The 25,926-nt window shown below is 47.1% G+C and carries 22 protein-coding genes; 11 read left to right on the forward strand and 11 right to left on the reverse strand.

Annotated elements, in window-relative coordinates; all coding sequences use genetic code 11:
• Positions 1 to 145: 145 nt before the first annotated feature.
• From QUB20_RS10530 to QUB20_RS10540, 3 genes are all read right to left on the reverse strand, one after another.
• Entirely contained in the window at positions 146 to 1,462 is a 1,317-nt protein-coding gene (locus tag QUB20_RS10530) for an ABC transporter substrate-binding protein (protein WP_333056005.1), read from the reverse strand.
• A gap of 907 nt (positions 1,463 to 2,369) precedes the next feature.
• Positions 2,370 to 3,734, reverse strand: coding sequence for a DUF4912 domain-containing protein (locus QUB20_RS10535; RefSeq protein WP_333245990.1), 1,365 nt, complete (start codon positions 3,732 to 3,734; stop codon positions 2,370 to 2,372).
• A 98-nt stretch (positions 3,735 to 3,832) separates the two neighbouring features.
• The gene (locus QUB20_RS10540; protein ID WP_333245992.1) at positions 3,833 to 4,096 is read right to left on the reverse strand and encodes a hypothetical protein; all 264 of its coding nucleotides are present in this window, start codon (positions 4,094 to 4,096) and stop codon (positions 3,833 to 3,835) included.
• A 203-nt stretch (positions 4,097 to 4,299) separates the two neighbouring features.
• Between QUB20_RS10540 and QUB20_RS10545 the strand changes: the two genes are divergently transcribed.
• Complete coding sequence (locus QUB20_RS10545) at positions 4,300 to 4,422, forward strand: hypothetical protein (protein WP_333243494.1); 123 nt, start codon at positions 4,300 to 4,302, stop codon at positions 4,420 to 4,422.
• Between the two features lie 108 nt (positions 4,423 to 4,530).
• Entirely contained in the window at positions 4,531 to 6,087 is a 1,557-nt protein-coding gene (gene cysS / locus QUB20_RS10550) for a cysteine--tRNA ligase (RefSeq protein WP_333245995.1), read from the forward strand.
• Positions 6,088 to 6,137: 50 nt separating this feature from the next.
• Here the strand turns inward: cysS and QUB20_RS10555 are convergent, their stop codons facing one another.
• A complete protein-coding gene (locus QUB20_RS10555; RefSeq protein WP_333056010.1) occupies positions 6,138 to 6,329 on the reverse strand; it encodes a DUF433 domain-containing protein in 192 nt (63 codons plus the stop codon).
• Positions 6,330 to 6,442: 113 nt separating this feature from the next.
• Between QUB20_RS10555 and QUB20_RS10560 the strand changes: the two genes are divergently transcribed.
• Positions 6,443 to 6,670, forward strand: a complete 228-nt coding sequence (locus QUB20_RS10560) for a hypothetical protein (RefSeq protein WP_333245997.1) — start codon at positions 6,443 to 6,445, stop codon at positions 6,668 to 6,670.
• Between the two features lie 228 nt (positions 6,671 to 6,898).
• Positions 6,899 to 7,081: a plasmid stabilization protein gene (locus QUB20_RS10565; protein ID WP_333142958.1), complete on the forward strand. Its 183-nt coding sequence runs from the start codon at positions 6,899 to 6,901 to the stop codon at positions 7,079 to 7,081.
• Between the two features lie 28 nt (positions 7,082 to 7,109).
• Here QUB20_RS10565 and QUB20_RS10570 read toward each other — a convergent pair whose 3' ends face one another.
• Complete coding sequence (locus QUB20_RS10570) at positions 7,110 to 8,078, reverse strand: alpha/beta fold hydrolase (RefSeq protein WP_333246000.1); 969 nt, start codon at positions 8,076 to 8,078, stop codon at positions 7,110 to 7,112.
• A gap of 144 nt (positions 8,079 to 8,222) precedes the next feature.
• On the opposite strand from QUB20_RS10570, the gene QUB20_RS10575 reads away from it, so the two are divergent.
• Positions 8,223 to 9,332, forward strand: a complete 1,110-nt coding sequence (locus tag QUB20_RS10575) for an AI-2E family transporter (protein WP_333246002.1) — start codon at positions 8,223 to 8,225, stop codon at positions 9,330 to 9,332.
• Positions 9,333 to 9,890: 558 nt separating this feature from the next.
• Here QUB20_RS10575 and QUB20_RS10580 read toward each other — a convergent pair.
• Entirely contained in the window at positions 9,891 to 10,826 is a 936-nt protein-coding gene (locus QUB20_RS10580; RefSeq protein WP_333246004.1) for an OmpA family protein, read from the reverse strand.
• Between the two features lie 240 nt (positions 10,827 to 11,066).
• Here QUB20_RS10580 and QUB20_RS10585 point away from each other — a divergent pair, with 240 nt between their 5' ends.
• Both QUB20_RS10585 and QUB20_RS10590 read left to right on the forward strand, forming a co-directional pair.
• The gene (locus QUB20_RS10585; protein ID WP_333056017.1) at positions 11,067 to 11,738 is read left to right on the forward strand and encodes a hypothetical protein; all 672 of its coding nucleotides are present in this window, start codon (positions 11,067 to 11,069) and stop codon (positions 11,736 to 11,738) included.
• Between the two features lie 5 nt (positions 11,739 to 11,743).
• A complete protein-coding gene (locus QUB20_RS10590) occupies positions 11,744 to 13,822 on the forward strand; it encodes an abortive infection protein (RefSeq protein ID WP_333246006.1) in 2,079 nt (692 codons plus the stop codon).
• Positions 13,823 to 14,178: 356 nt separating this feature from the next.
• Here the strand turns inward: QUB20_RS10590 and QUB20_RS10595 are convergent, their stop codons facing one another.
• The 5 genes from QUB20_RS10595 to QUB20_RS10615 form a co-directional block, all read right to left on the reverse strand.
• A complete protein-coding gene (locus QUB20_RS10595; RefSeq protein WP_333246008.1) occupies positions 14,179 to 15,351 on the reverse strand; it encodes a DUF4335 domain-containing protein in 1,173 nt (390 codons plus the stop codon).
• A gap of 3 nt (positions 15,352 to 15,354) precedes the next feature.
• The gene (locus tag QUB20_RS10600) at positions 15,355 to 15,981 is read right to left on the reverse strand and encodes a DUF3038 domain-containing protein (protein WP_333246010.1); all 627 of its coding nucleotides are present in this window, start codon (positions 15,979 to 15,981) and stop codon (positions 15,355 to 15,357) included.
• Between the two features lie 105 nt (positions 15,982 to 16,086).
• Entirely contained in the window at positions 16,087 to 16,209 is a 123-nt protein-coding gene (locus QUB20_RS10605; protein ID WP_333291336.1) for a hypothetical protein, read from the reverse strand.
• Positions 16,210 to 16,427: 218 nt separating this feature from the next.
• Positions 16,428 to 16,934: a hypothetical protein gene (locus tag QUB20_RS10610; protein WP_333246012.1), complete on the reverse strand. Its 507-nt coding sequence runs from the start codon at positions 16,932 to 16,934 to the stop codon at positions 16,428 to 16,430.
• 63 nt (positions 16,935 to 16,997) lie between these two features.
• Positions 16,998 to 19,211 carry a cation:proton antiporter domain-containing protein gene (locus QUB20_RS10615; RefSeq protein ID WP_333246014.1) on the reverse strand — a complete coding sequence of 738 codons (2,214 nt, stop codon included), beginning with the start codon at positions 19,209 to 19,211 and terminating at the stop codon, positions 16,998 to 17,000.
• A gap of 560 nt (positions 19,212 to 19,771) precedes the next feature.
• On the opposite strand from QUB20_RS10615, the gene rpsB reads away from it, so the two are divergent.
• The 4 genes from rpsB (at position 19,772) to recG (ending at position 25,716) form a co-directional block, all read left to right on the forward strand.
• Complete coding sequence (gene rpsB / locus QUB20_RS10620; protein ID WP_333035195.1) at positions 19,772 to 20,602, forward strand: 30S ribosomal protein S2; 831 nt, start codon at positions 19,772 to 19,774, stop codon at positions 20,600 to 20,602.
• Between the two features lie 502 nt (positions 20,603 to 21,104).
• Positions 21,105 to 21,764: a translation elongation factor Ts gene (tsf, locus tag QUB20_RS10625; protein WP_333081940.1), complete on the forward strand. Its 660-nt coding sequence runs from the start codon at positions 21,105 to 21,107 to the stop codon at positions 21,762 to 21,764.
• Positions 21,765 to 22,054: 290 nt separating this feature from the next.
• On the forward strand, positions 22,055 to 22,981 hold the full coding sequence (locus QUB20_RS10630; RefSeq protein ID WP_333246017.1) for a hypothetical protein: 927 nt from the start codon (positions 22,055 to 22,057) through the stop codon (positions 22,979 to 22,981).
• A gap of 227 nt (positions 22,982 to 23,208) precedes the next feature.
• Positions 23,209 to 25,716 carry an ATP-dependent DNA helicase RecG gene (gene recG, locus QUB20_RS10635; RefSeq protein ID WP_333246019.1) on the forward strand — a complete coding sequence of 836 codons (2,508 nt, stop codon included), beginning with the start codon at positions 23,209 to 23,211 and terminating at the stop codon, positions 25,714 to 25,716.
• Positions 25,717 to 25,926: the final 210 nt, after the last annotated feature.

The following is a 25,926-nucleotide window of genomic DNA, read 5'->3' on the forward strand; positions in this document are numbered from 1 at the left end:
AACAGGCATCTTGCCTGTTTCTAACTCTTTGTGGAACAGGCATCTTGCCTGTTTCTAACTCTTTGTGGAACAGGCATCTTGCCTGTTTCTAACTCCTTGTGGAACAGGCATCTTGCCTGTTTCTAACAGAGACAAGATGTCAAATTTACGAAGCTTGGGGTTGTTTCAAACTGCCTAATAAATTACGAGTTTCGCTAGCTGCTGCTTTCATTGCTTGTTCTGCACTCATTCTCCCGGTAAAAGCTGAACTCAAATAGCGCTGCAAAATATCAGAAGCTTGAGCGTATTGTGCCAGAGGCGGGCGCAAAGATGATCGTTCCACTACTTTTAGCAGTTGCGGGTAGTGGGGATATTTGGCGACTATTTCTTTGTTGGTAAATAGGGATTTGTAACTGGGAACTAAACCGGTTTGTAAAATAAATTTGCGCTGGGTTTCCTCGCTGGTAAGATACTGAATTGCTTTCCACGCTTGTTCTGGATGTTTTGAGGTTTTGGCAATTCCCCAGCCCCAGCCGCCCAAGCAGGAACCGCCTGTTTGACCGATACTGCTGAGCATTGGCTCGATCGCAATTTTACCTCTAACATTCGATCCTTCGGCATTTGCCAGCTTCCAAACATAGGGCCAGTTTCGCAAAAACAGCGCTTGGCCGTTTTGAAACAAAAGCCGGGTTTCTTCTTCTCCGTAGGTGGTGACACCGGGAGGAGAAATGCCAGAGGCGATCGTATTTTTGAGAAATTCCACTGCTTTAATTGCTTCTGGTTTATCTAACCCAACTTCAAAAGTTTGCGGGTTTGCCCAGAAGCCACCAAAACCGGAGAGCACTTCGACAAACATCGCAGATACTCCCTCGTATTGTTTACCTTGCCACAGATAACCCCAAGTTGCTTTTCCCTGTTTTTGCAAGTTTTGAGAGATTTTTACCATCTCTTCAAAGGTTTTCGGGGCTGGAATTTTCGCTTGTTCTAAAATGTCTTTGCGGTAATAAAGCATTCCGGCATCGGAAGCGTGGGGAATTCGGTAAAGTTTGCCCCGATACCGCCCGCCTTCGACGTTTCCTTGGATAAATTTTGATAGTTGTTCGGGGGGAATTCTGTCTGTCAAATCGCTTACCCAACCTGCGGCTGCAAATTTGGGAACCCAGACAATATCCATGTTGATGATGTCGTAGGGCGATTCGCCTAAAAGAAAGGCAGATGTGTAAAGATTTTCTATGAGGTTGCTGTCAAAAGGCCCTTCTATGAGGTTGATGCGAATGTCGGGGTTTTTCTGTTCAAATTCTTTGACAAAGGGTTTCCAGTTAACAAGGTCTTGACCTTGCATTAACATGGTGAGCACGACTGGCTGTTGAGTCAGTGCCGGCAGAATAAATAAAAGTAAGACGGCGGCTAATGTGACAGCGAATAAGGCTAAAAGACGGGGACGCTTCTGGCTTCGTTGCAGCAGGGAATTTATTTTTTGCATTTGCTTTTGAGGAATGGCGGTGCGATCGCCTTATTTCTCTCATAACTCGCTTTCTTTTGTTTCGCTGGATTTAGCCAGTTTGTGCAATAAAAATTTAAGTAAACTTTAGCTTACTTAATAATGCTTGAGTGAAGAGTACACATTTTGATTTAAGTAGGTGGAAGGGGAGTTGAGTAGACATCTATCTATAGAGAGATATTGAGAAAATTGTCTAATATATAGCAATCCTAAATCATTTGTGAATTTCTTACTCCCTCCCCTTGGTAAGGGGAGGGTTGGGGTGGGGTAAAAAGTTGACGACTCATTTAGGATTGCTATAGCAGTTGTCAATCGGATGAAACTCACATCTTGCACCATTGTCAAGAACAGGCTTTTCGGCCTGTTCCACAATGAAATTCATCTCTTGTGGAACAGGCCGAAAAGCCTGTTCCTAAACAAGTAATTGAGAATTGTGCAATATCTCAGATGAAACAAAGTAGGGACTTACACCCAGCCTAAGTCCCTACAGATGCTCGCATCCAATCTATATTTATCCCTACTTTTAAGCATTGGTATAACTTTTGTCGATCGCCTGATCGACGATCTATTCTCCAATAAAAACCCGGTTTCTGAGTAAATCCTAAATACAAACTAAGGAATGAGAATTAAATAACTTCCACTTTTGAAAGTGGGATGGGCGTCCCGCCCATCCCACAATAACAATTAAAATTGTAAGTTATTTAATTCGCGATCCTACATACAAAAAACACCGCTCCTCAAAACAGGAGAACGGTGTATAGGGGGTGTTATGGGTTGTTGTCTGGGATTAACCTTAACAAATTACGATCGGCTGAGGCTATGCCTTGTGATGGTTAAAAAATTGGCACAAACCTGCACGATCGCCCGTTGCTCGATCGACCGCGAGCGATTAGCCCAACCATTCCACAACAGCATCCTGCTTGGTATTGGTGCGCCGTTCTGGGGTTTCGCGGTTGAATTTCAAGTGGATGGCGCGGTTTTGTTCGCCGTCTGCTGCTACTGCAAAAATCGGATAGTCGATTAAGCCGTCTTGGAAAGACATCTGGAAGCGGAAAGTGCCGTCAGGATTGAGTTTAATCGGCTGTCCGCCTACGTAGACGGTAGCGTCAGGCTCGGTGGCGCCGTAGACAATCAGTTCGGCATCAGCAACTAACCAGAACTGGCGGGGGCGCATCGGGGCGGCGAAGCCAACTCCCGACATACCGACACCGGACATACCGAAACCTGACATGGTGAGACCGGACATACCGACACCCGACATGGTGAGGCCGGACATACCGACACCCGACGCGGTGAGGCCGGACATACCGACACCCGACGCGGTGAGGCCGGACATGGTGGGAGCCGCCCACATTCCGACGCCGGAGGGGAACACGTAGGAACTGAGAGCTTGTTCGTGGATGCCGACTTGCTGGACGGAACCGGCGACGTGCTGCATGGAACCGAAGACAGAACCCGCTACGCGCAGGGATTCGGCAGATTCTGCCATGCCGAAGATTTGTTCGTAGATGGCGTTGCTGGTGCTGTAACCACCGCCATTGACTGCTTTTGCGAGTTTCTTGGCCGGAGGAACCAGTTCGGCGAAGGTTTTGCCCTGCAATTCTTCTTCCCAGTCGAGGGTGATGAATTGATCTTCAATCCAGTCGCTGGGATAGACGGGAGGAACGCGGACTTCAGCCGATCGAGCTAATACCAGCCACCGACCATCTGCACAGCGGTAGCCGATGTCGATCGCATAGTCGCGATCGCTCACGGGGATTGGCACGTACCATTCCCGCGCCAGTTCGTCGCAGGGATATTCTTGAATGCTGTGCGGGCTTTGAATGTCGAGGTTAACATCTGTAACGTCGTAGATCCGCAGGGCGAGTTGCTGTCCTCCTTGGCGACGCAATTCTTCTTTGCGATCGTTGGGAATGTCCCAGTAAGTGTAGGCCCATTCTGGGTCGCGGGGCATTAAAACCACCCGGCTTTCGCCGTAGCCGTTGGGCAAATCTGCTAAACCTTCATCTACAGACGACAAAGAACCGCCTGTTCTATCTTCTTGACCGAGTTCAAACTTTGCTGCTTCCACTGCTTCTTGTGCCTCTAGTTTGCGAGATGGGCTGTAGGAAAATTTGGTGCGCTGAATTTCTTGAATTGATGCCAGGAGTTGCGATTTCCGCATCCGGCTGTAGCGAGAGACTCCACATTCGCTAGCAACTCTGCGGAGTTGTCGCAAAGTCATCTCTTCTAATGGTGGGCGTTCTTTTGCCATGAGTTGGTTCTCCACTAATTTAGGATGGCGGGTTAGATTTTTCCTTTCAACACAAATGTGTTGACTTTTTGAGTTAGAAACTCTTTTAAATCTACATATTATCGAGCTTCCAAATCTCTCCAACCTTTGAAGCCTTGCTTGTTTTTAGCTTGTCTTTTTCCCGATGCGATCGGGGGTTTGGACTTATTGGCTTCTGCGCGCACCGTTCGATCTAAATAAAGCTTTATCTGTCGATTCTTGATTGACAAGATCGATTTTGTGAGTGCGATCGGTGCTGCTAGCAACGCTGTGCTGGCAGCACACGCGCTATTCGACTCCCAGTGCTGCTTAATCGAAGCATTTCTTTGGGATCGTTTTGTCATGACTCAATGTTGCAGACAACTTGCGATCGGGTCAAGGGGTCTTTTCCTTTAATTCTGGGTACTTATACGCATTTTCGTGATTTTGGGGATCACTTTGTCAGGGAATCTTGACAATTAAGCGCTTGTGGGGATCGTCAGGGAAACAATTGTCAACATTCCCTGACATGAATTAGATGTGAGATTGAGTCGGCCAGGGCGGTACTATGGATAGAGGAGATTTAGTACAAAATTTGGTAGGCTGGCAGTTGGGCGGTACTCTTGTGCGAGCTTCGCTAACGGGCGATCGCAACTACAAACCAACATTCCTGAACCCAAAAAAGGTTTGACGCTACCTATACAGATAAGGTGGGCACTGCACACCCTACACATAGAGCTTCTGCGTAAATCTTGTAAAATCTAAAATCTAAAATCTAAAATCTAAAATCTAAAATCGAATGACTCTAACGCTTTACAACAGCTTGACCCGTCGCGAATCACCTTTTGATCCCCTCGAACCAGGAAAGGTGCGGATGTATTGCTGCGGCGTTACGGTATACGATTACTGCCACGTCGGCCACGCCCGCGCTTACATTGTTTGGGACATGGTGCGCCGCTATCTGATGTGGCGGGGATACGATGTGCGCTACGTGCAGAATTTTACAGATATTGACGACAAAATTCTCGATCGCGCCCGCGAAACCAATTCCACAATGGAAGCCGTGGCAGAACGCTTCATCGAGGAATATTTTGTAGATATGGACAAGCTGAATATTCTCAGGGCCGATGAATATCCCCGCGCCACCCATACAATCGACGGCATTAAACGGCTGATTCACGAATTAGAAAATAAAGGTTATGCCTATGCTTCCGGCGGCGACGTTTACTACAACGTGAGGCAGTTTGCCGATTACGGAAAACTTTCCGGGCGCAAGTTGGAAGAAATGCAAGCCGGGGCTAGCGGTAGATTGGAAACCGCAGAAATAGAAGCTCAAAAAAAGCAAGATTCCTCTGATTTTGCCCTGTGGAAAAGCGCTAAACCCGGAGAACCTGCTTGGGATTCATCTTGGGGAAAAGGTCGCCCCGGATGGCACATCGAATGTTCGGCAATGGTGCGCGATTGCTTGGGCGAAACTATTGACATTCACTGCGGCGGTTCCGATTTAACTTTTCCGCACCACGAAAACGAAATTGCTCAATCTGAAGCCGCGACTGGCAAGTCACTTGCTAATTATTGGATGCACAATGCTTTTGTGACTGTCAATGGCAAAAAGATGTCGAAATCTTTGCACAATTTTATTACAATTCGCGATTTGTTGGAGGGGAATTGGTCTGGCGATTTGGAATCTAACCCCCCCGCAGCCCAGGGCGGGCACGGGGGCACCGCCCCTACGCAGGATGGGAGTAAGAATCAAAGCGAGAATGCAAAAGCGGTGGAACCGATGGCGGTGAGGCTGTTTGTGTTGATGGCGCAGTATCGCAGTCAAATTGATTTTACCGAAGAGGCGATCGCTAGCGCTAGAAATGGCTGGAATACCATCAATGAAGGTTTGCTGTTTGGGCTGCGCTACGGTTCTCAACTGAATTGGGACGTTGAGAAAACTGGACAGGATAGCAAAGCTGTGCAGGAATTCCAATCAGCGATGGACAATGATTTCAATACTCCCGGCGCTGTGACGATTTTGTTTGAATTGGCTAAGGAATTGGCCAAAGAAGGCAATGTTTTAGTGCATCAGGGAAAAACAGAAACTGCGCCGGATTTGTTGCAGCAAAAATGGCTGACATTGGTGAGTTTGGCGGGGGTTTTGGGTTTAGAAGTTCAGCCGGAAAGTGATAGCAATGATGCTGTTGATGGTTTGAGTGATGCGGAGATTGAGGTGATGATTCAGCAGCGGAAAGATGCTCGGAAAGCTAGGGATTTTGCTGAGGGCGATCGCATCCGCAACGAGCTTAAGGATAATGGGATTACTTTGATCGATCAAAAGGATGGTACAACCATCTGGCATCGTGGTTGAAACTAAATTCATAGTCTGCGGAGGTAGACTTTGTTTGACAAGAAGCGGTTTCAACCGCCGAATTCTAAACACGCTCTAATGTCTTCCTCCGTCAACTCTGGAAAATCGTCTAGAATCTCTGCGTGAGACATTCCCGCAGCCAGCCAACCCAACACATCATAAACGGTAATTCGCATTCGCCTGATGCAAGGCTTTCCACCGCGTTTACCTGGTTCGATCGTAATGATTTTGCGATCGCTCATGAAAAGACCTAGTTTAGTACATTTTTCTTGAAGTTTAGCCTAGTCTTTGAATAAGCGATACAATTTACTCAACTTCGCAAGTTGTTCAACCTTAGAGGTAATAGCCTAGCTCTATGAATACCCTCGACCAAGTGCTAGAAACTGCTTTACAACTGTCCTACGAACAGCAGGAAATGCTGATAAAAATCCTGCAAAACCGTCACCGCGAGAGTGTCCGCGCGGAAATAGCTGCTGATGCCCAACGAACCTTAGCTGATTTCCGTACAGGCAAATTTCGACAGCAGTCAGCCGAGGATGTTATTTCAACATTACGCCAGTCTTTGGACGAGCCGGAAGCATGAGACAACTGGTTCTGACTCCCAAATTCAAACGAGCATTTCGCAAGTTTGTCAAACTGAGATGTTGCACCATTGTCAATAAGCTTTTTAGGAACAGGCTTTCCGGCCTGTTCCACAAGAAAATCTACTCTTTGTGGAACAGGCCGGAAAGCCTGTTCTTGAGAATGGTGCAAGATGTGAGTCAAACGAAATCCTGAGTTCCAGCAACGTATTGAATAATCTCTTCAACAAATGGAAGCAGATGTATTTTTTCCAAACCTAGGTACCCACAAACTAGGCGGCAAACTCGACGGTCTTCAGTCCTGCTCTTGCGGCTATGATTGTCGTATCGTGTTCTCGATAGAAGAGGATACGGAAACAAATAGTGAAGTCATTGTTTTACTCGATATTGGGACACATGATGAGGTCTATTAACTGTGTCAGTTATTATTAGACGACCACTTCATAAAGAGATTGAATTTTTATTTAACTTATCCACAAATTCGGCAACAGCCGCCACAAATTCTGCGGTTGATTCGTAGGGCAAAACATTGCGCCCCGGCATTAATAAACCTTCCCCATTGGGAAAATAAGCTAAATATTGCGCTAATCTTTCATCCGGTTTCTCTTCCTTACCCGCTTGACTGATGCTTGAGGCTTTTTCTCCCATGACAATGAGTGCAGGTCGATCGAACTTTTGAATCGTGTTACTATAATCCTGGCGCCAAAACCCCGCTAAAAACGAGAAAACCGCGTGCCGGCTGTCAGGATTGGCCGCCCCAGCCTGCAAAGCATCCAACCATTCGCCGTCAACTTTTGCCGCATCACCAAACAGTTGTTTCACTGAAAAAGAACGCAAAAACTCAGCGCGTCTGGCGTAGCGGTAAAAAGCGTTTCCCAAGGGAGAATCTAACAAATTCCAGACAATTCTTTGCTGTCTTTCGGTCGAATGTTTGTTCATCACCGCCCAAGCTGGAGGCCCTGCGAGGACTAAGCCGCGAATTAAATTTGAGCCGCTTTCCTGCTGCATTTTTGCTAAAGCCAAGCCTACAGACAGTAAAGCACCTTGCACGAGGACGATCGCAGGTTTTTTGACTACTGTTTCCAAGAAATACTGCAACTGTGCCGCCCAATCGTCTGGATAGCAAGCCACAGCCGGCATTTCGCAATCGCCGCACCCCAAAAGGTCGGGATTATAAATCGGATTAGTGTTGCCTGCTTTGTACCAACTCTCACAAAATCTATGCCAAAAGATTCTTGACAAACCAACTCCTATCGGATGAATTAATAACAAAGGGATGCTATCTTCTGTCGCAGTAGTTGGTTGATAAACTTCATAAGCACAGCGATAATTTTGCCATTCGTAAAACAGCGTTGGGGATTTTATAGACGAGATGGTGGAGAAATCTTGGGTTGAATATTGCGGTTGCATATTATTTTTTTGTGCCGATGTTACTTTTTATTATAATATGAGTAGGTTTGGGTTTTACCCGACATATATTTGGTAACTGAGAATATAAATAAACCCGCCCTGCGGGATGACATAAGCGCCAATACAAACCTTGATTACTTAATTATGTCAGAACAGCGGATTACCATTTCTTTACCTAACTTGCTGCTAATTGTAGCATCGTCCTTGCTGCTAGTGCTGCTGTGGCAATTGCGGAGCCTGCTAGTAATTCTGATGATATCAGTTGTGCTGGCTGCTTCGATCGTCCCGATCGTGAATTGGGCCCAAACGATGCGGGTTCCGCGCTGGCTGGCGGTGATTATGGTTTATTTAACTCTCATCGGCGGATTTAGCGGGACGGTAGTGTTAATCGGGCCCACGGTCATCGAACAAATAGAGTTACTGCTGCGGCAGCTACCAGTTTATGTCGAAAGTTTGCGAACTGTGGCAACTAATCTATTGAGTCGCCTAACCGACGATGCCCCAACCTTGGTGGGTCTGGTGGACACTCAATCGCTGACTAATTGGCTGATTCGATCGAGTCAACAACTGGTTTTGCGATCCTACAGTTTAACGAGAGGCATTCTAGGCGGTGTCTTCAGCCTAGTTTTAGCATTATTTATTTCAGGTTACATGGTTGCGGACAGCGACACACTAATCAAAAGTTTGGTGCAGTTTTTCCCGAAACCTTGGGATACAAGATTAGCCGCACAAGCCGCGCCAATCGGTCAAAGAATGGGGAGTTATATTCGCGGGCGAGTGTTAGTTTCGGGCATTTTAGGGATATTTATTACCACAGGTTTGAGCATTTTGGGAATGCCGGAATTTGCTTTAGGCTTGGGTGCGATCGCAGGTGTGACAAACTTGATTCCCTTCATCGGCCCAGTATTGGGAGCAGTACCAGCATTAATCGTAGCATTAGCTAAAGGTGGCTGGGTACTTTTGTGGGTATTACTGTTATTTGTAATCATCCAGAATTTGGAGACTTACGTCCTCGATCCTTTGCTGGTTGGTTCATCGGTTGGTGTGCATCCTTTATATCAATTGCTGTCTGTATTGGGAGGCGTTCAAGTATTGGGAATTATTGGAGCTGTAATTGTGCCGCCTTGGTTTGCGGGAGTGGCAGCTTTGATTGAAAACTTGTATTTAAAACCGAAACTTAGGAGCGAACATCGAGAGGCAATAGATCGGGCTAAAAATAATTCTGACTTGCCACCTCTTACACCTTCGGCGTGACAGCAGGGGAGAAGAGGAGAAGGGGAGAAGTGGAGAAAAGGAGAAGGGGAGTAGGGAATTGAAACATACAATTTATATCGTTTCTGTTGGCATCGGAATAATAATTTTCGGAGTTCAGCGCTTACGTGACCGATCGCGGGGACACTCGTACTTGGGTATAATTCCGTAGTTGCCAGGTTTGATCTTAAATTCAAAACAGCAATTTTAACATCCCAGAAGCCGTTCGATATCAAATCCGTTGGCATCGGAATTATTCATCTCTCTCTTCTCTTCCTCTGCGTCCTCTGTGCCCTCTGCGGTTAAATAATTCCGGTTCAACCGGATGTGATATGACCACGAATTTCTTGATGGTACCCGCCACGTGATTTATCCGTGGAATCAATCCAAAATCGAAAATCGAAAATCCTCAAGCCCCCGCATTTATCTCGCGCAAGTCAATCTAAAATCTAAAATCTAAAATCTAAAATCGATTGACTCCAATTATTCGATCGCTACCATTGACACTTCAACAGTATCTACAAGTCTGCCGACTAATGACTGATGACTGAACACTAAAAACTAAGGACTAATTGCCACTTCAATGCGGCGGTTGCGCTGCCGATTAGTATCAGAACTATTATCCACCGAAGGGCGACTTTCCCCATAGCCGATCGCCACCCAATGATACTTCTGACCGAGCACACCAGACAAATACTGCACCACCGCCTGAGCCCGCGCAAACGACACATTGCGATTATCCGCCGCTTCCCCCGCGTCGTCAGTGTGGCCCGCAACCCGCACAGTTGCCCCCTCGTGATTACTCAACTCCGCCACCAAATTGTCCAAAATCGCACTTGTTCCCGCGCGCAAAGAAATACTGCCAGTATCAAACAAAACATCGCTGGGCAAAGTCACCATCAGCCCATCCCCCCCAAACACCGGATTATTGGCATTCTGTGGGGCAGTATTCACCGTTTCAGGGTTCAGACTCGGGCTGCTGCCGATCGCCGGTAAAGCAGGGGCAATAGTTGCCGCCGTTTCCGGCCCCGCCAATTCCCGCGACATCAACTGCAAACGCTTTTCCAAAGTTTCCGTCGGGCGGCTGCTGCCCAACTGACTCTCCAAAGCCGCAGTGCGACCAATCAGCGCGTTGAGTTCGCCCTGCAACTGTCTCAAATCCGACTGCAATTTCTCTCTCTGGGCAGGACTGACTGTTGACTGGGGAGTCGGTGTAGCGGTTGGTGGCGGGAGTGCCGGAATTGGCGTTGCTGGGGCGCGTTTCGGGCTGGAGGTCAAATTTTGAGTTACACGCAGCAATCTCTCTGCCAGCGGCATCTCCGTCGCCCCTGACGGATAAATTTGAGCGATCGCCATCCCCAAAACCCACGCAAAACCGCTACCCACCCCCAGCAGCAGCAGTCGAAAAATCAGCGACAGTACAAGCAAACCTTTTCCCCGCGACTTGGAGACGCGAGTGGGGGGGATTGAAGGTTTTTGGTTAAAAGATCGCGTCATATTTCATCCCTCTCCGTGTACAGACCACATTAATTTCGATACTATCTTACCTATCCGATTTGAAATTTGAGATTTGAGATTTGAGATTTGTCCTCCAATCTCAAATCTAAAAAAGAAACCCGGTTTCTATAAATCTGGGGTTTGGTGGCGAAGCATCGAGGCAGAAACCGGGTTTCTAGTTCGTTGCGTGCCAGCCTGAATCTGTTGGATAATTCAGTAAAACTTTTGGGAAAAAAACCGATGACTGACCCTTTAAATAGCCCTTATCCCGTTCCTTGGGAATGGATTAGTGCCACTCATGCTAAAGTGAGCTCCACTGCAGGCACAGGCCTCCGCTATTATCGCAGTCCATCTCTAGTATCAACTAACGGCCAATACGCAGCTTACAGTCGAATTGAGTTGCAAGTACAGCCGGAATTCTCCCGATGTCGGGTTAGCAGCGTCATGTTTGTGGAAAATCTCAAAACCGGCGAACTGCAAACAGTGGCGGCTGCTTCCCCACTGGCCGAAAGTGGGATGTATGCTAGCGATGATACAGATATGTCCGGGACGATCGCCATTTTAGTGCCTGTTTCTTGGAATCAAGACGGTTCCCGGATTCTCGCCCGCGAATTTGAAGCACTTTTCAACTCTTCCGATATGTCCGACTACGGTGTCATTTGGGACAAAAATGATAATTATACTTATACCGTTGCTCCCGCTCGCAGTCTTTACACTCATGCTGTATTGTTGGGTTGGAGTCAAGTTTGTCCCGGAAAAGTTCTGTTCCGCGCCGGCAATTTGGGCGATCGATCTTGGCCTCTTTGTGCAGTGGATATGACAGGGCAAACAGTAGCAGTCACCGAGGACAAACCCCTAGTTTTCGGCAGTCAAGCCAGCACAGACTGGATCGAACCTAAAACTCGTTTTTAGATATTATGGCGGCATTTTCATTAATCTGGCCAACAATTTTTTTAGTTTCAGGTCAGTCTTTCAACCAATTCATTTTGGTACTGGGGCTGATTATTTTAACTGTTGTTTGTGGTTTAACAGCGTTTATTTTTATTCGCATTTTTCTCAATTGGTTGCAGGCGAAATTGGAGAACCGTCACCTTTTTTGGGGCAGCTCGTTCACAAAAAAAACTGGAAATTTAACCGCCAATATTTTACCACATGAAAAGGTCTTTTTAGAACCAAGATTCGTAGAAAGTGACGGCAATTTAACTGCTACTATTTTTGGAGGCAAAAGCGATATTTCAAGAGCGATTGAGCCGGAGATAATCTGCGAAAATCCAGCATCAGTTGCCTATCTCTACAAGCCGATCGCTCTTTGGCACGGGCGCTTAATTTTGCCATCAAACGAACAGCGGCTGCCCTACGGTACAGTGTTTTTTGAAGTAATAAATGCACCAAAAAAATATAAAAACTTTATTGGCAAAACAGCATTTTTGAAATGGAGTACAAATCGCGAAGTACAGTTTTTTGTCCACGCAGTCAGTCAAGATATAAACTTCACACAAGAAACTCAAAAAAGTCAAAAATCTGGCAATATCCATCCAGATAGATTAAACCGCTGGCGAAATGTCGGGCCTTTAGAAACTCTAGCAGGCAGCAGACTCGATGACAGCGTGACTGTGATGCTGCGGAGGCCCGTGATTGCGATTAATTATAGCAGCAGCGATCGCCACGAACTCACGATCGATCGCGAACCAGTACAAATTATCGGACGTTTCTGCGCCTTAGTCACAATTTTACAGCGAAAAGAACGCGACAGCGACAAATTTATTGTCCGGCATTTCAACAAAACATCTCGACAATTTGACGGCGCAGCCGAAATAATTCGGATTCCGCAAGTACAGCCAGACAAAAATGGCGTAGCGAGGTCTACCAATCACCTAATCGAACAATCGCCCTTAAATCCAGACGGCTGGTACATTTACGGCGAAAGAGACGAAGACAATATATTTGTAGTGGAGGCAATCGAACCCCGCAAAATTGCCCAATTAATCCCAGATGAAACACATTTCGGACTAAAAAAATCTCTCGCTTATTTAAGCAGCCAAAATTGGGAAAATACACCAGCACAAAAAGGGCAAGCAAAAATAGTATTGTTAACCCCAAATGATGCTACAGAAAACGCTTCAATCTCGCCTTGGCAAGAAGGAGATATCGGGATAGTGATTCACAGTTTCGGGGGTATCGGTGGCAAAAAAGGCGAACGGCCACCGCTGGGAATTGTCACCGGACATTTTGCTTTTGGAGTAGCAAAAGTAGTGCGCGATCGCTTTACCAGCGAACTGCGTTTTGACATAGAATACAAACAAGTTTACGCCCACAATCCCGACGGAATTGTTGCCGGTTCCAGCAAATGGCAAAGCTACATGGGAGACTTGCAGCGCGGCTGGTTGGGCGATCGCCCGGTTTGCGATATCATCTGTAAATTAGACTGCGTGTGTTGCGACTACGATTTTGACGGCATCACCTTGTCGCCTTTAACCGAATTAAACCAGCAGCTAGATATCATGATGGCCCGCTACCGCAGCGGAGACGGCACCGGCGCAAGTTTAGTCACGCCAGCAACTTCTTGCGTCCAAGATTCAAGTCAGGCAATTTACGCGACAATTAAAAAAATCACTTCCGAAATAGAGTCAAATCCTCAGATTCAAGACTGGTTAAAAACACATCCCACCGACGCACAAACCGAAAGATTTCACCAGTTAGTAGCTTTAGGAGAGAGTTTAGAAAAAGTATTAATGCCCCTCGGCATTGTCCGTCCAGATTGGCGGAAAAATTCGACATTAGCGGGGATTGATGCGGAACTGAAAAAAACCTTTTTTGCAGGTATAGCAACCATGATAAAAACAGCTATTAGTTACCGAACAATGCTGCCGAGGCGAACCCAAGATGAAATAGCCAAAGTTTTATTAAAACAAGGAGCTTTTTTGTGGATAATTCGCACAAATCAAGTCGGAGGATTTGACCCAGACATTAAGCCGATCGCACCAACAGGCTTTTGAATCAGCAATCGGTTTCTAGATGATTCGGCGATTGATATCAAATCCGTTGGCATCGTCCTGTATTCATCTCTCTCTTCCCTTTCTCTGTATCCTCTGTGTCAAGAGCGGTTTCATCATTCCGATACAACCGGAATTGATATGACAACTGACTGTTTGGACATTTGAACAATACCGATGCAACCGGAAACGATATGAAATCGCTACTAAAAAAACCAAGTCTGCCTCCGCCGACTAAGAGATTGAGGGAGGATTTAAGCGGGATTTGGTATCCGCCAACAGTCAACAGTCAACAGTCAACAGTCAACAGTCAACCGTTAACAGTCAACAGCCAACCGTTAACAGTCAACAATCAACCATTACCAAGGACTGACTTGAACAGTGCCGTCTGGTGCCAAAACTACGCGGAAATCAGCCAGCGGTTCCACAGGTGGCCTGGTGCCAACAGGTTGGTAAAGCAACTCCGACAACGGCGTTTCGGATCGATCGACTGCTGCCGAATTTTCCGGCTTGTAACCGACAATCGCCCCGTCTTGGGCCACACTCACCCGATAAACCAACTCCGCATCAACCGGAGGCTGATCCTTCACAACTCCGTCAATTTGCTGGGAAAGTTTGCCCCTCAACAGGTCAATTTCCCCTGGATCGGTAATTGGCACGGCTGCCACCTCTGGGCTTGCCAAACCTTCAGCAACAGGAGTGGGCGTGCTTTCCGGCGAAGTGCTCGACTGCGGTGTGCCCAACGGTGAAGCGTCCGGCAGCGGCGCGGGGATCGGAGTCGGCGAAAGCGATTCAGCGTTCGGAGTTTGATTCCCAGGCAGCAAACCGTCAGCAGGGGGCGTGGGATTGGGATTAGGCGAACCCGATCCGCCCGGATTCGGCGTCCCCTGATTCTGGCCCGCTGGATTGGGCTGTGGCACCGGATCTCTCGGCCGCTGGACTTCGGGCACCGGCACCAAGAAAAATGCCATCGCAGCCAAAGCCAAACTCGATACCCCCACGACAGCAGGCAAAGTCCGCTTCGCCAAAGGTTCGGCCGACTTGATATAACGCCTGGAAATTGGGGTTAATTGCAGCGACAATTCCGGCAGCGTCTGCGTGTCGGCAAAAAACTGATCGATCGCCTCTACCAAGTCAAATAGCTGTACCGTCGTCAAATCAACTTTTGCCGACAGTTCTGTTTTTTGATCGATTTGGGTTGCGCTGCCTGTGGAGGCGGGTAGAACGGTCAACCGATGCACGTTGCCGTCAATTCTATGTAACTGCACCATACCCACATTCGGGCCGTAGCGATCGGGATAATGCACTCCGCTCATAAATTCTTGAGCGTAGCTGCTGACGGCCCTCACCAAGCTTTCAAAAAAGTCTCGTCCCCCGCTTAGGGGTTCGCCAAGACCTGTAACATAGCATTCAGCGCTCATTAATATGGAAAGCACCGGCCGTATATCTAACTGGCTGGCTGCCGATCCATCGCTCAACCCTTCTAGAACCAGGGTGCAATTTGGCAGACTGTACTGACGCCTAATAGTCATTTTTTATTCAACTTCTCCATCAAACAGGCTAACCCAGAAGCGCTGCATTCCGGCTGTGCCTGTACAAAATAGCAGTTTGCTCAACAAGTTCAAAGCTAGTTCGTTGAGCTTGTCGTCGGAATCGTAAGCTGCAACTAGCGATCGCTTGGGGTTCATGCGTGATCGAAAGTGAGCTCGAAAGCGTTCTAAATACTCGGCCAGCGGCAAGTGCTGGTTGAGGGGGATATTTTTAGATCGCAATTGCTGCGAGTCTAGCAGCAACTGCCGAATTGTGGCGGTTAACTTGCGCGCCATATTGCAGGCGATCGCCACCAGCGCTTTTGCCTCCACAATGGTAAGGGAGCGGCGCTGGGTGTAGCGTCTCAGCGGGTTAGTATTACGCATCAGCCAAAGGGCAACCCGATTTTTGATAATTGATTCCAATTCCAGGTCCTTTGACACAGCCAGCATTTCTTCGGCACCTCCGAGATACAAGGCTTCGATCGCCAGCAACATCAAGTCAATTTGCAATCTGGCTCGGCGGGAACATCCCCCATCGGAGGGCGACAAGTCTGGCAAACTGTCTAAAATCAACGGGTTTGACTGGGTAAGCGAAGTTTCTGACGGCATTAATATCACGGCAACATCCATTCCAAACAAACTATACGGGCACGGGGGGTCTTGAGCAAGACAGATTCTCAACCAAGAACTTCTCTGGGATACTTTATTTTTATCATTGACTTTTAGGTATATTTTCTAATTTAGCAGCAACCGACCGTCACAGGCGAGCTCCGGCGGCGGGAGTTCGATCGCCCACTCCCTCACCCCCACAGCCACTTTGTGATTCCTTGCTTCATGAGGGGTGAAGGGGAGAGTCAATCGATTTTAGATTTTAGATTTTAGATTTTAGATTTAAAGAATTGAAGCATTGATCCCACGGATAAATTCTGGGGTTCCTTTATCGGATACAGGTTTTTTATTTCTGGGTCCTGAGTCTGCTTTCGGAATGAATCCGGGGGCTTGTATCCTGGATGCTTTCGGTCGGAAAGCGACAAAGAATTACCCATTTCCCATTTCTTCTTCTCTATTGGGATCAATCAATGTTCCTGCTTTTGGGGTTGCACCGCCGCTTCTCTTTGAGCCGTAAAATCAGTAGCAGCCGTCTTATCAGTTAGACTAATTTTTCCCTTGAGGCTTTCTTGCTCCACAATTCCGCGCATTTTAACAGAACTGTTTTGACCGGTTGCTGTGGAGTCGCTGCAACCCGCTAAATTAGGAACCGCACCCGACAAGTTCAATCCTTGAGTTTCCCACTTACCCAATAGAGAAGGTTTCTCTTGGGCTGTTTTTTTCCGGCCCTCCCTGCTGCCCGATCGCAAATTACCGCTCAAATAAACACCCGATTGCTCGATTGTCAATACCAAAACATCAGAATTCAGACATTCGGGCAAACTTTTAGGATCGAAGCGATAATTTCCTGCAATTGCCGGGGCCGCCTTTAAATTTGCTTCCCCGTAAGCAGTTACTACTTTAAACAGCAGTGAAACTGAGCCGATCGCAATCCCGTAAAATGCCAGTGATTTGAGGCTTAAATGATTCATCATCTTGGTAATTGGTAATTGGTAATCGGTAATTGGGTAAAATGCCCAGTGCGCCCCTACTCATGACTAATACTGAGTAGTTTGACTGAGTACCGATGCCAAGTGCGATCGCACTCTAACGTAACACCGCGCAATCAGCAGCGAAGAATGACACTGTACAGCCAATTCATCAGTATACTGTCCCAAAGTTTGGCGCTCAATTCCCCACTCCCGACTCGTACCCGCAATAGTCAAATCAGCATTAGCAGAGGCCACCACCACTGCTTGAATTGGCTCAGCAGCCTCCACAATCGGAGTTTCAATTCGCGATCGCACCTCAACCGGTAACTGATCCATCACTCGCCCAAACTCGTAACTCAGATTGTTTTCAGCTTCCCCGTCAACCGCCACCCGCAGCACCGTCAAACGGCGTTCCTCGCTATTAACTAATAGTCTCAGCGCCAATTCTAAACCAAAATCATCGTGAATGTTTGCCGCGTAAGGTACTAACAAGTTATTCAACCTTTCCCGGCCTCTGTCAACAAAAATTGCTACATCCACCTTAGCGTTGCTGAGAATTTGGCCGACACGTCCTCCCAAACGGTTGCTGCTAAAAGTTGGCCTGTGCCATCCTAATAAAATCAAATCCGCGCGATCTATTTCCGCGATTTGGGCCGTCTCCCTGGCTACATCATTAGTAACCCGAATGATGGGATGTACGAATTTTTGTGCCTCCGGCACTTCCAAACTATCAATCAATTCTGATAATTTCGAGCGACGCTCTTCAATAGTGCGATCGGCTTCCGCAGGCGTACTTTCAAAGGCATAATCCTCATTTAATTCTATCAAACTCAGAGGATGAACCGCCGCCGACTGTAAATCCTCACCACCCATACCAGCAGCCGGCTGCGCCAGCGCTACGGCTAGTCGCAGTAAACCTTTCTGCGTGCTGGGATTGGCAACAGGTACTAAAATTCGATAAGTTGGCAGCAATTTATTAGCAGTTTCTTCGCTGCTGTCAGCCATTTCTAAATCCTCTAATTCTGAATCCTCAGAGTTAACTTCTGAAATATCTAACCGAATTAACCGTTTTGGATAAGTCCACTCCAACAGAGGCGAAGTCATAAAAGTTGTCACTAAAGCCATGATGACTAACATCGTAAATAGCAGCGGCGACACTACGCCCAAGGAAAGACCGATATTCAGCACAATTAGTTCAGTCAAACCGCGAGTATTCATCAGCCATCCCAGCGCTGAAGCTTCGCGGTTGCTGATGCCACAGACTCTAGCTGCAACGTAAGTGCCGACGTATTTGCCGACAATTGCCACTCCCAAAACTGCGGCGCACAGCAGCCACAATTCGGGACTGTTGAGCAAGCCGATTTCAGTCCGCAAGCCGCTATAAGCAAAAAATATTGGCAGCAGAAATATTAGTACAAAGTCTTCGGTTTTTTCAGCTAATTCTCTGGTTAATCCCGCATTTTTAGGCATGGCAGCACCCAGCAAAAATGCACCGAAAATTAAATGAATGCCGATTAATTCAGTAATTAAGGCAGAAGCTAAAACTCCCATGTAAATGCCGGAGAGCACTAACTGTGTTAATCTGCCGGTACGGTTGTAGTGCTTGGAAAGCCGCTGCAAGAACCAGCGAACTACAGTCAGCATGAAACCGATGTAAATTAAAGATTGAATAATTGTCGGCACAGCACCGATCATCGAATTAGTACGAGTAACTGCGATCGCCACCGCCAACAAACACCACGCCGTCACGTCGTCTACCGCAGCGCAAGTCAAGGCCAGCGTCCCCAATTTGGTATTCTGCAAGTTGTGTTCTGTAATAATTCTTGCCAGCACCGGAAAGGCAGTAATTGACATCGCAGCGCCCAAAAACAAAGCAAAGGCGGTAAACGAAACGCTATTATTTGAAACGATGGGATACAGCAGCAGTGCGAGCAAGCTTCCCAGGGAAAACGGCACTAGAATGCTGACGTGGGAAGTTAAAATCGCTATATCTAAATTGCTTTTGAGGTACTTCGGATTCAGTTCCAAACCAATCAAGAACATGAAAAATATCAGCCCCACCTCAGACAACACATTGAGGAAGGGAACGGCTTCGGCTGGAAAAAGTGCTGTTGCTAAATCTGGTGCAACTAAGCCAAATAGAGAAGGCCCGAGCATAATTCCTGCTACAATCTCTCCAATGACTTGAGGTTGTTTGATCGCTCGAAATCCTAAACCTACAAGTCTCGAAAGTGCGATGACAATTAGAACTTCAAGCAGGACGAGAATGGGTATGGGCATGGCGTTTTTAGCTTTGGGATTTTTGCGGATGGAGAGGGCAGGGTACTAAAGCTGACTGAATTGCCGATCGAAAAAAATCGATACCAGCTCGATCCAAGGTAAAAGGCACAAGAGGCGCACCAACAACGCCATTGTCTCACAAGCCAACAAAGGCTTTGACAACCTGCCACTTGGATTTTTTGTTTTTAAGAAGTGCTTGCAAGTAACTTTAACCGCAGCGTGCGTACCCCGCACTATATCTCACCTCCGGGTGCCCACCGCCCATTTAAACTCACATCTTGCACCATTCTCAATTACTTGTTTAGGAACAGGCTTTTCGGCCTGTTCCACAAGAAAACTCATTCTTTGTGGAACGGGCCGGAGAGCCCGTTCTCGACAATGGTGCAACATCTGAGTTTAAACCTAGTGATATAAAATTGTCAGAAAAAGTAGCGCGCGCTGTGATAAACTAGAAAAGTTGTTTAAATTCGCACATCCGGGTTTTCGGGTGTTTCTAGGGCGCAAACCTTCAGAAATACGACCGGGTGGAGGATTAACCCGAATTAGGAGTTAAAAATACAATGCCAGTAGTCAGTTTGGCTCAAATGTTAGAGTCAGGGGTTCACTTCGGACACCAAACCCGTCGGTGGAACCCGAAAATGTCTCCATACATTTTTACAGAGCGCAACGGGGTTCACATCATCGACCTCGTGCAAACCGCTCAGCTTATGGAAGACGCCTACGAGTACATGAGAGTGGCCTCAGAAAAAGGCAAAAAGTTTTTGTTCGTGGGTACGAAGCGCCAAGCTGCAGGGATTGTAGCCCAAGAAGCTCAACGCTGCGGTGCTTATTACGTCAACCAGCGCTGGCTGGGGGGAATGCTCACAAACTGGACGACGATTAAGTCCCGCGTGGAGCGCCTCAAGGATTTGGAGCGCCGCGAGGAAATCGGCGCCCTCGATTTGTTGCCGAAAAAAGAAGCTTCTGTGCTGCGCCGAGAAATGGCAAAACTCCAGAAATATCTGGGCGGGATTAAATCTATGCGGAAGATTCCCGACGGAGTGGTGCTGGTAGACCAACGCCGCGAGTATAATGCGGTGTTGGAATGCCAAAAGTTGGGAATTCCGATCGTCTCTCTGTTGGATACCAACTGCGACCCGGATTTGGTTGACATTGCGATTCCGGCGAATGACGATGCTATTCGATCGATCAAGCTGATTGTCGGCAAGTTGGCTGATGCCATCTACGAAGGTCGTCACGGTCAGCAGGGCGGCGACTCTGAGGAAGACTACGACTACGAAGGTGGTTACGAAGGCGCTGAATATGATGTCGAAATCGAAGAATTGGATGACCCCGATTATGTAGATCCCGACGACGCTGCTGAGGCCGAGGGCGAAGAAACCGAGAGCTAGTATTGCCCTCGGAATCTGACACCAGGAAATTAAAAATTAAAGATTGAAAATTAAAAATAATTATTATTTTTAGTTTGATATTTTTAATTTTTAATTGTACATATAGCAATCCTAAATCAGTTTCAATAACTGGTTAACTGGTTCCCAAGCTCTGCCTGGGAACCGATGTCCAGAGGCTCTGCCTCGGCGGAGACTATGGAGGCAGAGCCTCCGGATATGCGTTACCAGGCAGAGCCTGGTAACGAGTATAATCATTTAGGATTGCTATAGCACGAGTCTAAGTCATTAGTAGAGCTCTGGCAAAAGCATTCATTGTGTCAGGGCCAGAATTAATTCTGGCGCTACACCTACAAAGTCGGTACTAAAATCGACTGGGTATTTCTTCACTCTGGTCTAATCATTAACATTAAAATTAGTGACTAATGACTGATGACTAATGACTGATGACTAATGACTGATGACTAATGACTAATAACTAATTTTGATTGGGAACTTAAAGAAGATGGCGGACATATCTGCAAAACTTGTTAAAGAACTGCGCGAAAAAACTGGCGCGGGCATGATGGACTGCAAAAAAGCCCTCGTTGAAAACGAAGGCAATATGGAAACATCCATCGAGTGGCTGCGGAAAAAAGGTCTGGCTTCGGCGGGTAAAAAAGGTGGACGAGTTGCCTCAGAAGGGCTTGTAGGTAGCTACATTCACACGGGTGGCCGCGTGGGAGTGCTGGTAGAAGTTAACTGCGAAACAGATTTTGTGGCACGTCGCGAAGAATTCCAAAAGTTGGTGCGGGATATTGCGATGCAAATTGCAGCTTGCCCGAATGTGGAATACGTGAAAGTTGAAGATATCCCCGCCGAAGTTGTCGAAAGAGAAAAGGCAATTGAAATGGGCAAAGATGACTTGGGCAACAAGCCGGAAAACATCAAAGAAAAGATTGTTCTAGGGCGGATTGAGAAGCGCATGAAAGAGTTATCTTTGATGGATCAGCCTTTTATTAAAGATCAGAATATCTCGGTGGAAGAGTTGGTGAAACAAACGATCGCCCAAATTGGAGAAAATATCCAAGTGCGCCGCTTCGTGCGTTTTGTCTTGGGCGAAGGCATTGAAAAGGTAGAAGCTAACTTTGCCGATGAAGTGGCAGCCCAAATGGGTGTTCAATAATCCCAATTAAGATTGAGAATTAAAAATTAAAAATGTGAAAACTTGATTTTTTGCATTTTTAATTTTTAATTTTTATAGGACTTATGGACAGACTATATTTGTAGGCCGATCACTGCAAGCCTTACTACTACAGACAGCGTAAAAAGTGAAAATTTGCGTAAGTCTTAAGCTGTTGTGCATTTAAATTTTTTGTTGAGGGCGGGATCGGCTGCCGACGCCACAAAAGTGAAAATTTATTTGACCATGGAATTTAAAAGTGGATTAGCTTATTTTAATTTTATACGAGAGATATGGTGCGACCAAGAGAGAGAATAGAGCAAGATTTGGCAGGACTCGAAGAGGCTTTAGCAGCCTTGAATATGGAGTTTCGCAGTACCTACGAAGGTTATTTAACTGCGTTGGGACAAGCGGTGCGGCAGCAGTTAATTTTGGCTTGCTATCACCTTTGCACTCAAGCAGTACCGGAGTCGTTTCTCAAGTTGTCCTTCGAGGCGCGGCAAAAAATGCAGCAGTCTGTAAAGGCTTTGGCTGTGGCGTCGGAGGAAAAATTGCGATCGCTGGTGACTGAATCAGAAACAGAGGAAGAAATAGAGGAAGAGGAAGAGGAAGACGAAGACGAAGAGGAAGACGAAGACGACTTCGACAAAGACGAAGAGGAAGAAGAGGAAGACGAAGAAGACGAAAAGGAAAAAAACCAAGTTTCCGCGATTAACTATCTATTTTCATTGGCAAATTATCAATTGCCAAACGCCAATTCCCCTGAAAGTTTGGCACGCTGGCAAAATAGTATTGAAAAGTCGATCGTCCATATACTCAAGCTGCTTTCTCGCGACACCAACCGCTTGCTGCAACAGTCGGGAATCTTGCCGAGTCAATTGCCAGAACCTGTTCTAGAAGCTGCTTCTCAAGCTGAATCCTCCGGCGATAGTGTTGCCGGGCCGCCTAACTTATTAAACTTAATCATTGAAACCGATGCCTCATCAGCATCGCGAAAATTGGCAGCAACCTTTGGTAGTAGGGCGCTGCACATTACAGCGATTAAACTGCGGCTATCGGAAATAGAGTTTGCCGATGCGGGAACCTCGGCTTGGCGTCAGCAAATTCGTAACCTGTCTGTCAAGTTGAACTCGCTGGGCCGCGATTACCAGAAAAAGCAGCGGGAACTTGCTGTGGTGGAGGCTGAGTCGGCTTGGCGATCGAGTTGGTTTGAAGATTAGTCAGTTGTTAGTTGACAGTTGTCAGTTGACAGTTGTCAGTTGTCAGTTGTCAGTTGACAGTTGTCAGTTGTCAGTTGACAGTTGTCAGTTGTCAGTTGTCAGTTGACAGTTGTCAGTTGTCGGGAATTCTTGAGCTATGATTAATAACTAATGACTAACGACTAATGACTAATGACCAATGACCAATGACTAATGACTAATGACTAATGACTAATAACTAATGACTGATGACTAATAATCAACCCGAATGGCAGCGATTGCAAAAAGCTCTTTCAGTAGAAGCCGATCGCGGATTTAACGACATCCAAGGCAGTCAATACCGCTTCAGCGAGTTTCTGGGCCTGAGTTTGAGACAGTTGGCAGGTTCTGTGGCGGCTTCGGCGCGCGATCGAGCCAGACAACTAGCCGCTGAATTTGACATCTACCCTCAGAAGGATCTCGAACAGCGCCAACATTCGATCGCCATTACGGTCAGTTTTCTGAGGCAAATGGAGCAAGTTTGGGAACAAGAAACTCGCCACCAGCAAGAACAAGTAGCACAAGTCAGACCCGCAAACGCTTCTGAACCAACCGCCCCAGCACTTTCCGTTCCCCGAACAGTACCCCTGAGTACAGCACCCCCACCGCCCAGCCTGACTCTGGACCAACAGTTAACCCGCGTCACCGGCATCGGCCCGGCCAACGGCAACCGCTTAGCAAAACTGGGTTTATACACTGTATATGACTTGCTTTACTACTATCCCCGCAATCACATCGACTATGCAAAGCAAGTACAAATTCGCGAGCTAGTAGCTGGGGAAACTGTCACTTTAATCGCAGAAGTAAAGCGCTGCAATTGCTTTTCTAGTCCGAAGAATAAGAAATTAACCATATTAGAAGTAATTTTAAAAGACCGCACCGGAGAGATAAAAATTAGTCGTTTTTTTGCAGGCCCTCGCTACAGCAATCGCGGTTGGCAAGAATTCAAAAAGCGCGAGTATTGTACAGGTGCGGTGCTGGCAGCTTCCGGGTTGGTGAAGCAGGGTAAATATGGAATTACTTTAGAAAATCCTGAATTAGAAGTATTAGACGACTCCGGCGGTGCGATCGAATCAATGAAAGTCGGCCGCCTGATACCAGTTTATCCGCTGACGGAAGGGGTGGATGCTGGTTCGGTGAGGCGATCGATTTTGGCTGCAATGCCGGCGGCGAAAATGTTGCCAGAATCGCTACCAGAGGATTTGCGCGAGCGTTACGGTTTAATGGGTTTAGCCGATGCCGTGACTAATATTCACTTTCCGCTCGATCGAGATTGTTTGGCCGCCGCCCGCCGTCGCTTAGTTTTTGACGAATTTTTCTACCTGCAATTAGGACTTTTAAAGCGCCGCCAAACCCAAAGAAAAGCTCAAGCTAGTGCAGTCATCCTTCCTACTGGCAAATTGATCGAACATTTTTATGAAATCTTGCCTTTTGCCTTGACTAATGCTCAGGAAAGAGTCATCAATGACATCCTCAACGATTTAGCTTCGTCGCAACCGATGAATAGATTAGTGCAAGGCGATGTCGGCGCTGGCAAAACCGTAGTAGCTGTCGTGGCAATGCTAGCAGCAATTCAATCCGGCTATCAAGCCGCTTTAATGGCGCCGACTGAAGTTTTAGCAGAACAGCATTACCGCAAATTGGTAGGTTGGTTTAACTTGATGCACTTGTCTGTCGAACTGTTAACTGGTTCGACAAAAGTAGCCAAGCGCCGCGAAATTCACAACCAGTTAGAAACCGGAGAATTGCCCGTTTTAGTGGGAACTCACGCGCTGATTCAAGATACAGTGAATTTCCATAAATTGGGTTTGGCGGTAATTGACGAACAGCACAGATTCGGTGTGCAGCAGCGCGCTAAATTGCAGCAAAAAGGCGAAGCTCCCCACGTTTTGACGATGACGGCAACTCCCATTCCCCGGACGCTGGCGCTGACGCTGCACGGGGATTTAGATGTGAGTCAAATTGATGAACTTCCCCCCGGCCGGCAGGCGATTCAAACCACTGTACTGTCTGCCAAAGAACGCATACAAGCTTACGATTTGATTCGGCGGGAAGTGGCTAGCGGGCGTCAAGTTTATGTGGTGCTACCACTGGTGGAGGAGTCGGAAAAGTTGGATGTGCGATCGGCAATTGAGGAAAAAGAGAAACTTGAAAAAAGTGTATTTCCTGAGTTTAAGGTGGGTTTGCTGCACGGGAGAATGAGCAGTGCCGACAAAGATGACGCAATTTCAAAGTTTCGGGACAAAGAAACGGATATTTTAGTATCTACTACTGTGGTCGAGGTGGGAGTAGACGTGCCGAATGCCACGGTAATGCTAATTGAAAATTCTGAGCGTTTTGGACTGTCGCAACTACACCAATTGCGGGGTAGAGTCGGTCGGGGCAGCAACCGTTCTTATTGTTTGTTAATGCCCGGTTCCAAAACTGCGGAAGCTATGCAGAGAATGAAGGTTTTAGAACAATCTCAAGATGGCTTTTTTATTGCGGAAATGGACATGAGATTGCGCGGGCCTGGTCAGGTTTTGGGAACTCGGCAGTCGGGTTTGCCGGATTTTGCTTTGGCGAGTTTGGTTGAGGATCAGGAGGTTTTGGAGTTGGCGAGGGCGGCGGCTCAAATGGTAATTGAGAATGATGAAAGTTTGAATCAGTGGCCGGTGGTGCGGGATGAATTGGAGCGGAGATATCAGCGGATGATGAGTGGGTCGATTTTGACTTAGATAGTTTGGAACGCAGCAACGGTGTTTTTAATAATATTTTGTAGTGGCGGGTTAAGCAAAGATATATCAAAGCTGCCAGTTTATTGCTGCACTCAGCCCCCCTCCTCCCCACAGGGAGGTTTATTTGCACCTACTTAGGAATGAGAATTAAATAACTTCCACTCTTGAAAGTGGGATGGGCGTCCCGCCCGTCCTTTTTGGACGGGCGGG

The organism is Microcoleus sp. B4-C2 (assembly GCF_036705265.1).
GTDB lineage: Bacteria > Cyanobacteriota > Cyanobacteriia > Cyanobacteriales > Microcoleaceae > Microcoleus.

Coding starts and splice junctions, on each gene's coding strand:
- QUB20_RS10585 (WP_333056017.1), top strand. CDS start 11,067: ATGACTGACCCTTTAAATAGCCCTTATCCCGTTCCTTGGGAATGGATT.
- QUB20_RS10600 (WP_333246010.1), bottom strand. CDS start 15,981: ATGGATGTTGCCGTGATATTAATGCCGTCAGAAACTTCGCTTACCCAG.
- recG (WP_333246019.1), top strand. CDS start 23,209: ATGACTAATAATCAACCCGAATGGCAGCGATTGCAAAAAGCTCTTTCA.
- QUB20_RS10545 (WP_333243494.1), top strand. CDS start 4,300: ATGGATAGAGGAGATTTAGTACAAAATTTGGTAGGCTGGCAGTTGGGC.
- QUB20_RS10615 (WP_333246014.1), bottom strand. CDS start 19,211: ATGCCCATACCCATTCTCGTCCTGCTTGAAGTTCTAATTGTCATCGCA.
- QUB20_RS10580 (WP_333246004.1), bottom strand. CDS start 10,826: ATGACGCGATCTTTTAACCAAAAACCTTCAATCCCCCCCACTCGCGTC.
- QUB20_RS10530 (WP_333056005.1), bottom strand. CDS start 1,462: ATGCAAAAAATAAATTCCCTGCTGCAACGAAGCCAGAAGCGTCCCCGT.
- QUB20_RS10560 (WP_333245997.1), top strand. CDS start 6,443: ATGAATACCCTCGACCAAGTGCTAGAAACTGCTTTACAACTGTCCTAC.
- rpsB (WP_333035195.1), top strand. CDS start 19,772: ATGCCAGTAGTCAGTTTGGCTCAAATGTTAGAGTCAGGGGTTCACTTC.
- QUB20_RS10610 (WP_333246012.1), bottom strand. CDS start 16,934: ATGATGAATCATTTAAGCCTCAAATCACTGGCATTTTACGGGATTGCG.
- QUB20_RS10535 (WP_333245990.1), bottom strand. CDS start 3,734: ATGGCAAAAGAACGCCCACCATTAGAAGAGATGACTTTGCGACAACTC.
- QUB20_RS10575 (WP_333246002.1), top strand. CDS start 8,223: ATGTCAGAACAGCGGATTACCATTTCTTTACCTAACTTGCTGCTAATT.
- QUB20_RS10555 (WP_333056010.1), bottom strand. CDS start 6,329: ATGAGCGATCGCAAAATCATTACGATCGAACCAGGTAAACGCGGTGGA.
- QUB20_RS10540 (WP_333245992.1), bottom strand. CDS start 4,096: ATGACAAAACGATCCCAAAGAAATGCTTCGATTAAGCAGCACTGGGAG.
- QUB20_RS10630 (WP_333246017.1), top strand. CDS start 22,055: ATGGTGCGACCAAGAGAGAGAATAGAGCAAGATTTGGCAGGACTCGAA.
- QUB20_RS10595 (WP_333246008.1), bottom strand. CDS start 15,351: ATGACTATTAGGCGTCAGTACAGTCTGCCAAATTGCACCCTGGTTCTA.
- QUB20_RS10570 (WP_333246000.1), bottom strand. CDS start 8,078: ATGCAACCGCAATATTCAACCCAAGATTTCTCCACCATCTCGTCTATA.
- QUB20_RS10565 (WP_333142958.1), top strand. CDS start 6,899: ATGGAAGCAGATGTATTTTTTCCAAACCTAGGTACCCACAAACTAGGC.
- tsf (WP_333081940.1), top strand. CDS start 21,105: ATGGCGGACATATCTGCAAAACTTGTTAAAGAACTGCGCGAAAAAACT.
- QUB20_RS10590 (WP_333246006.1), top strand. CDS start 11,744: ATGGCGGCATTTTCATTAATCTGGCCAACAATTTTTTTAGTTTCAGGT.
- cysS (WP_333245995.1), top strand. CDS start 4,531: ATGACTCTAACGCTTTACAACAGCTTGACCCGTCGCGAATCACCTTTT.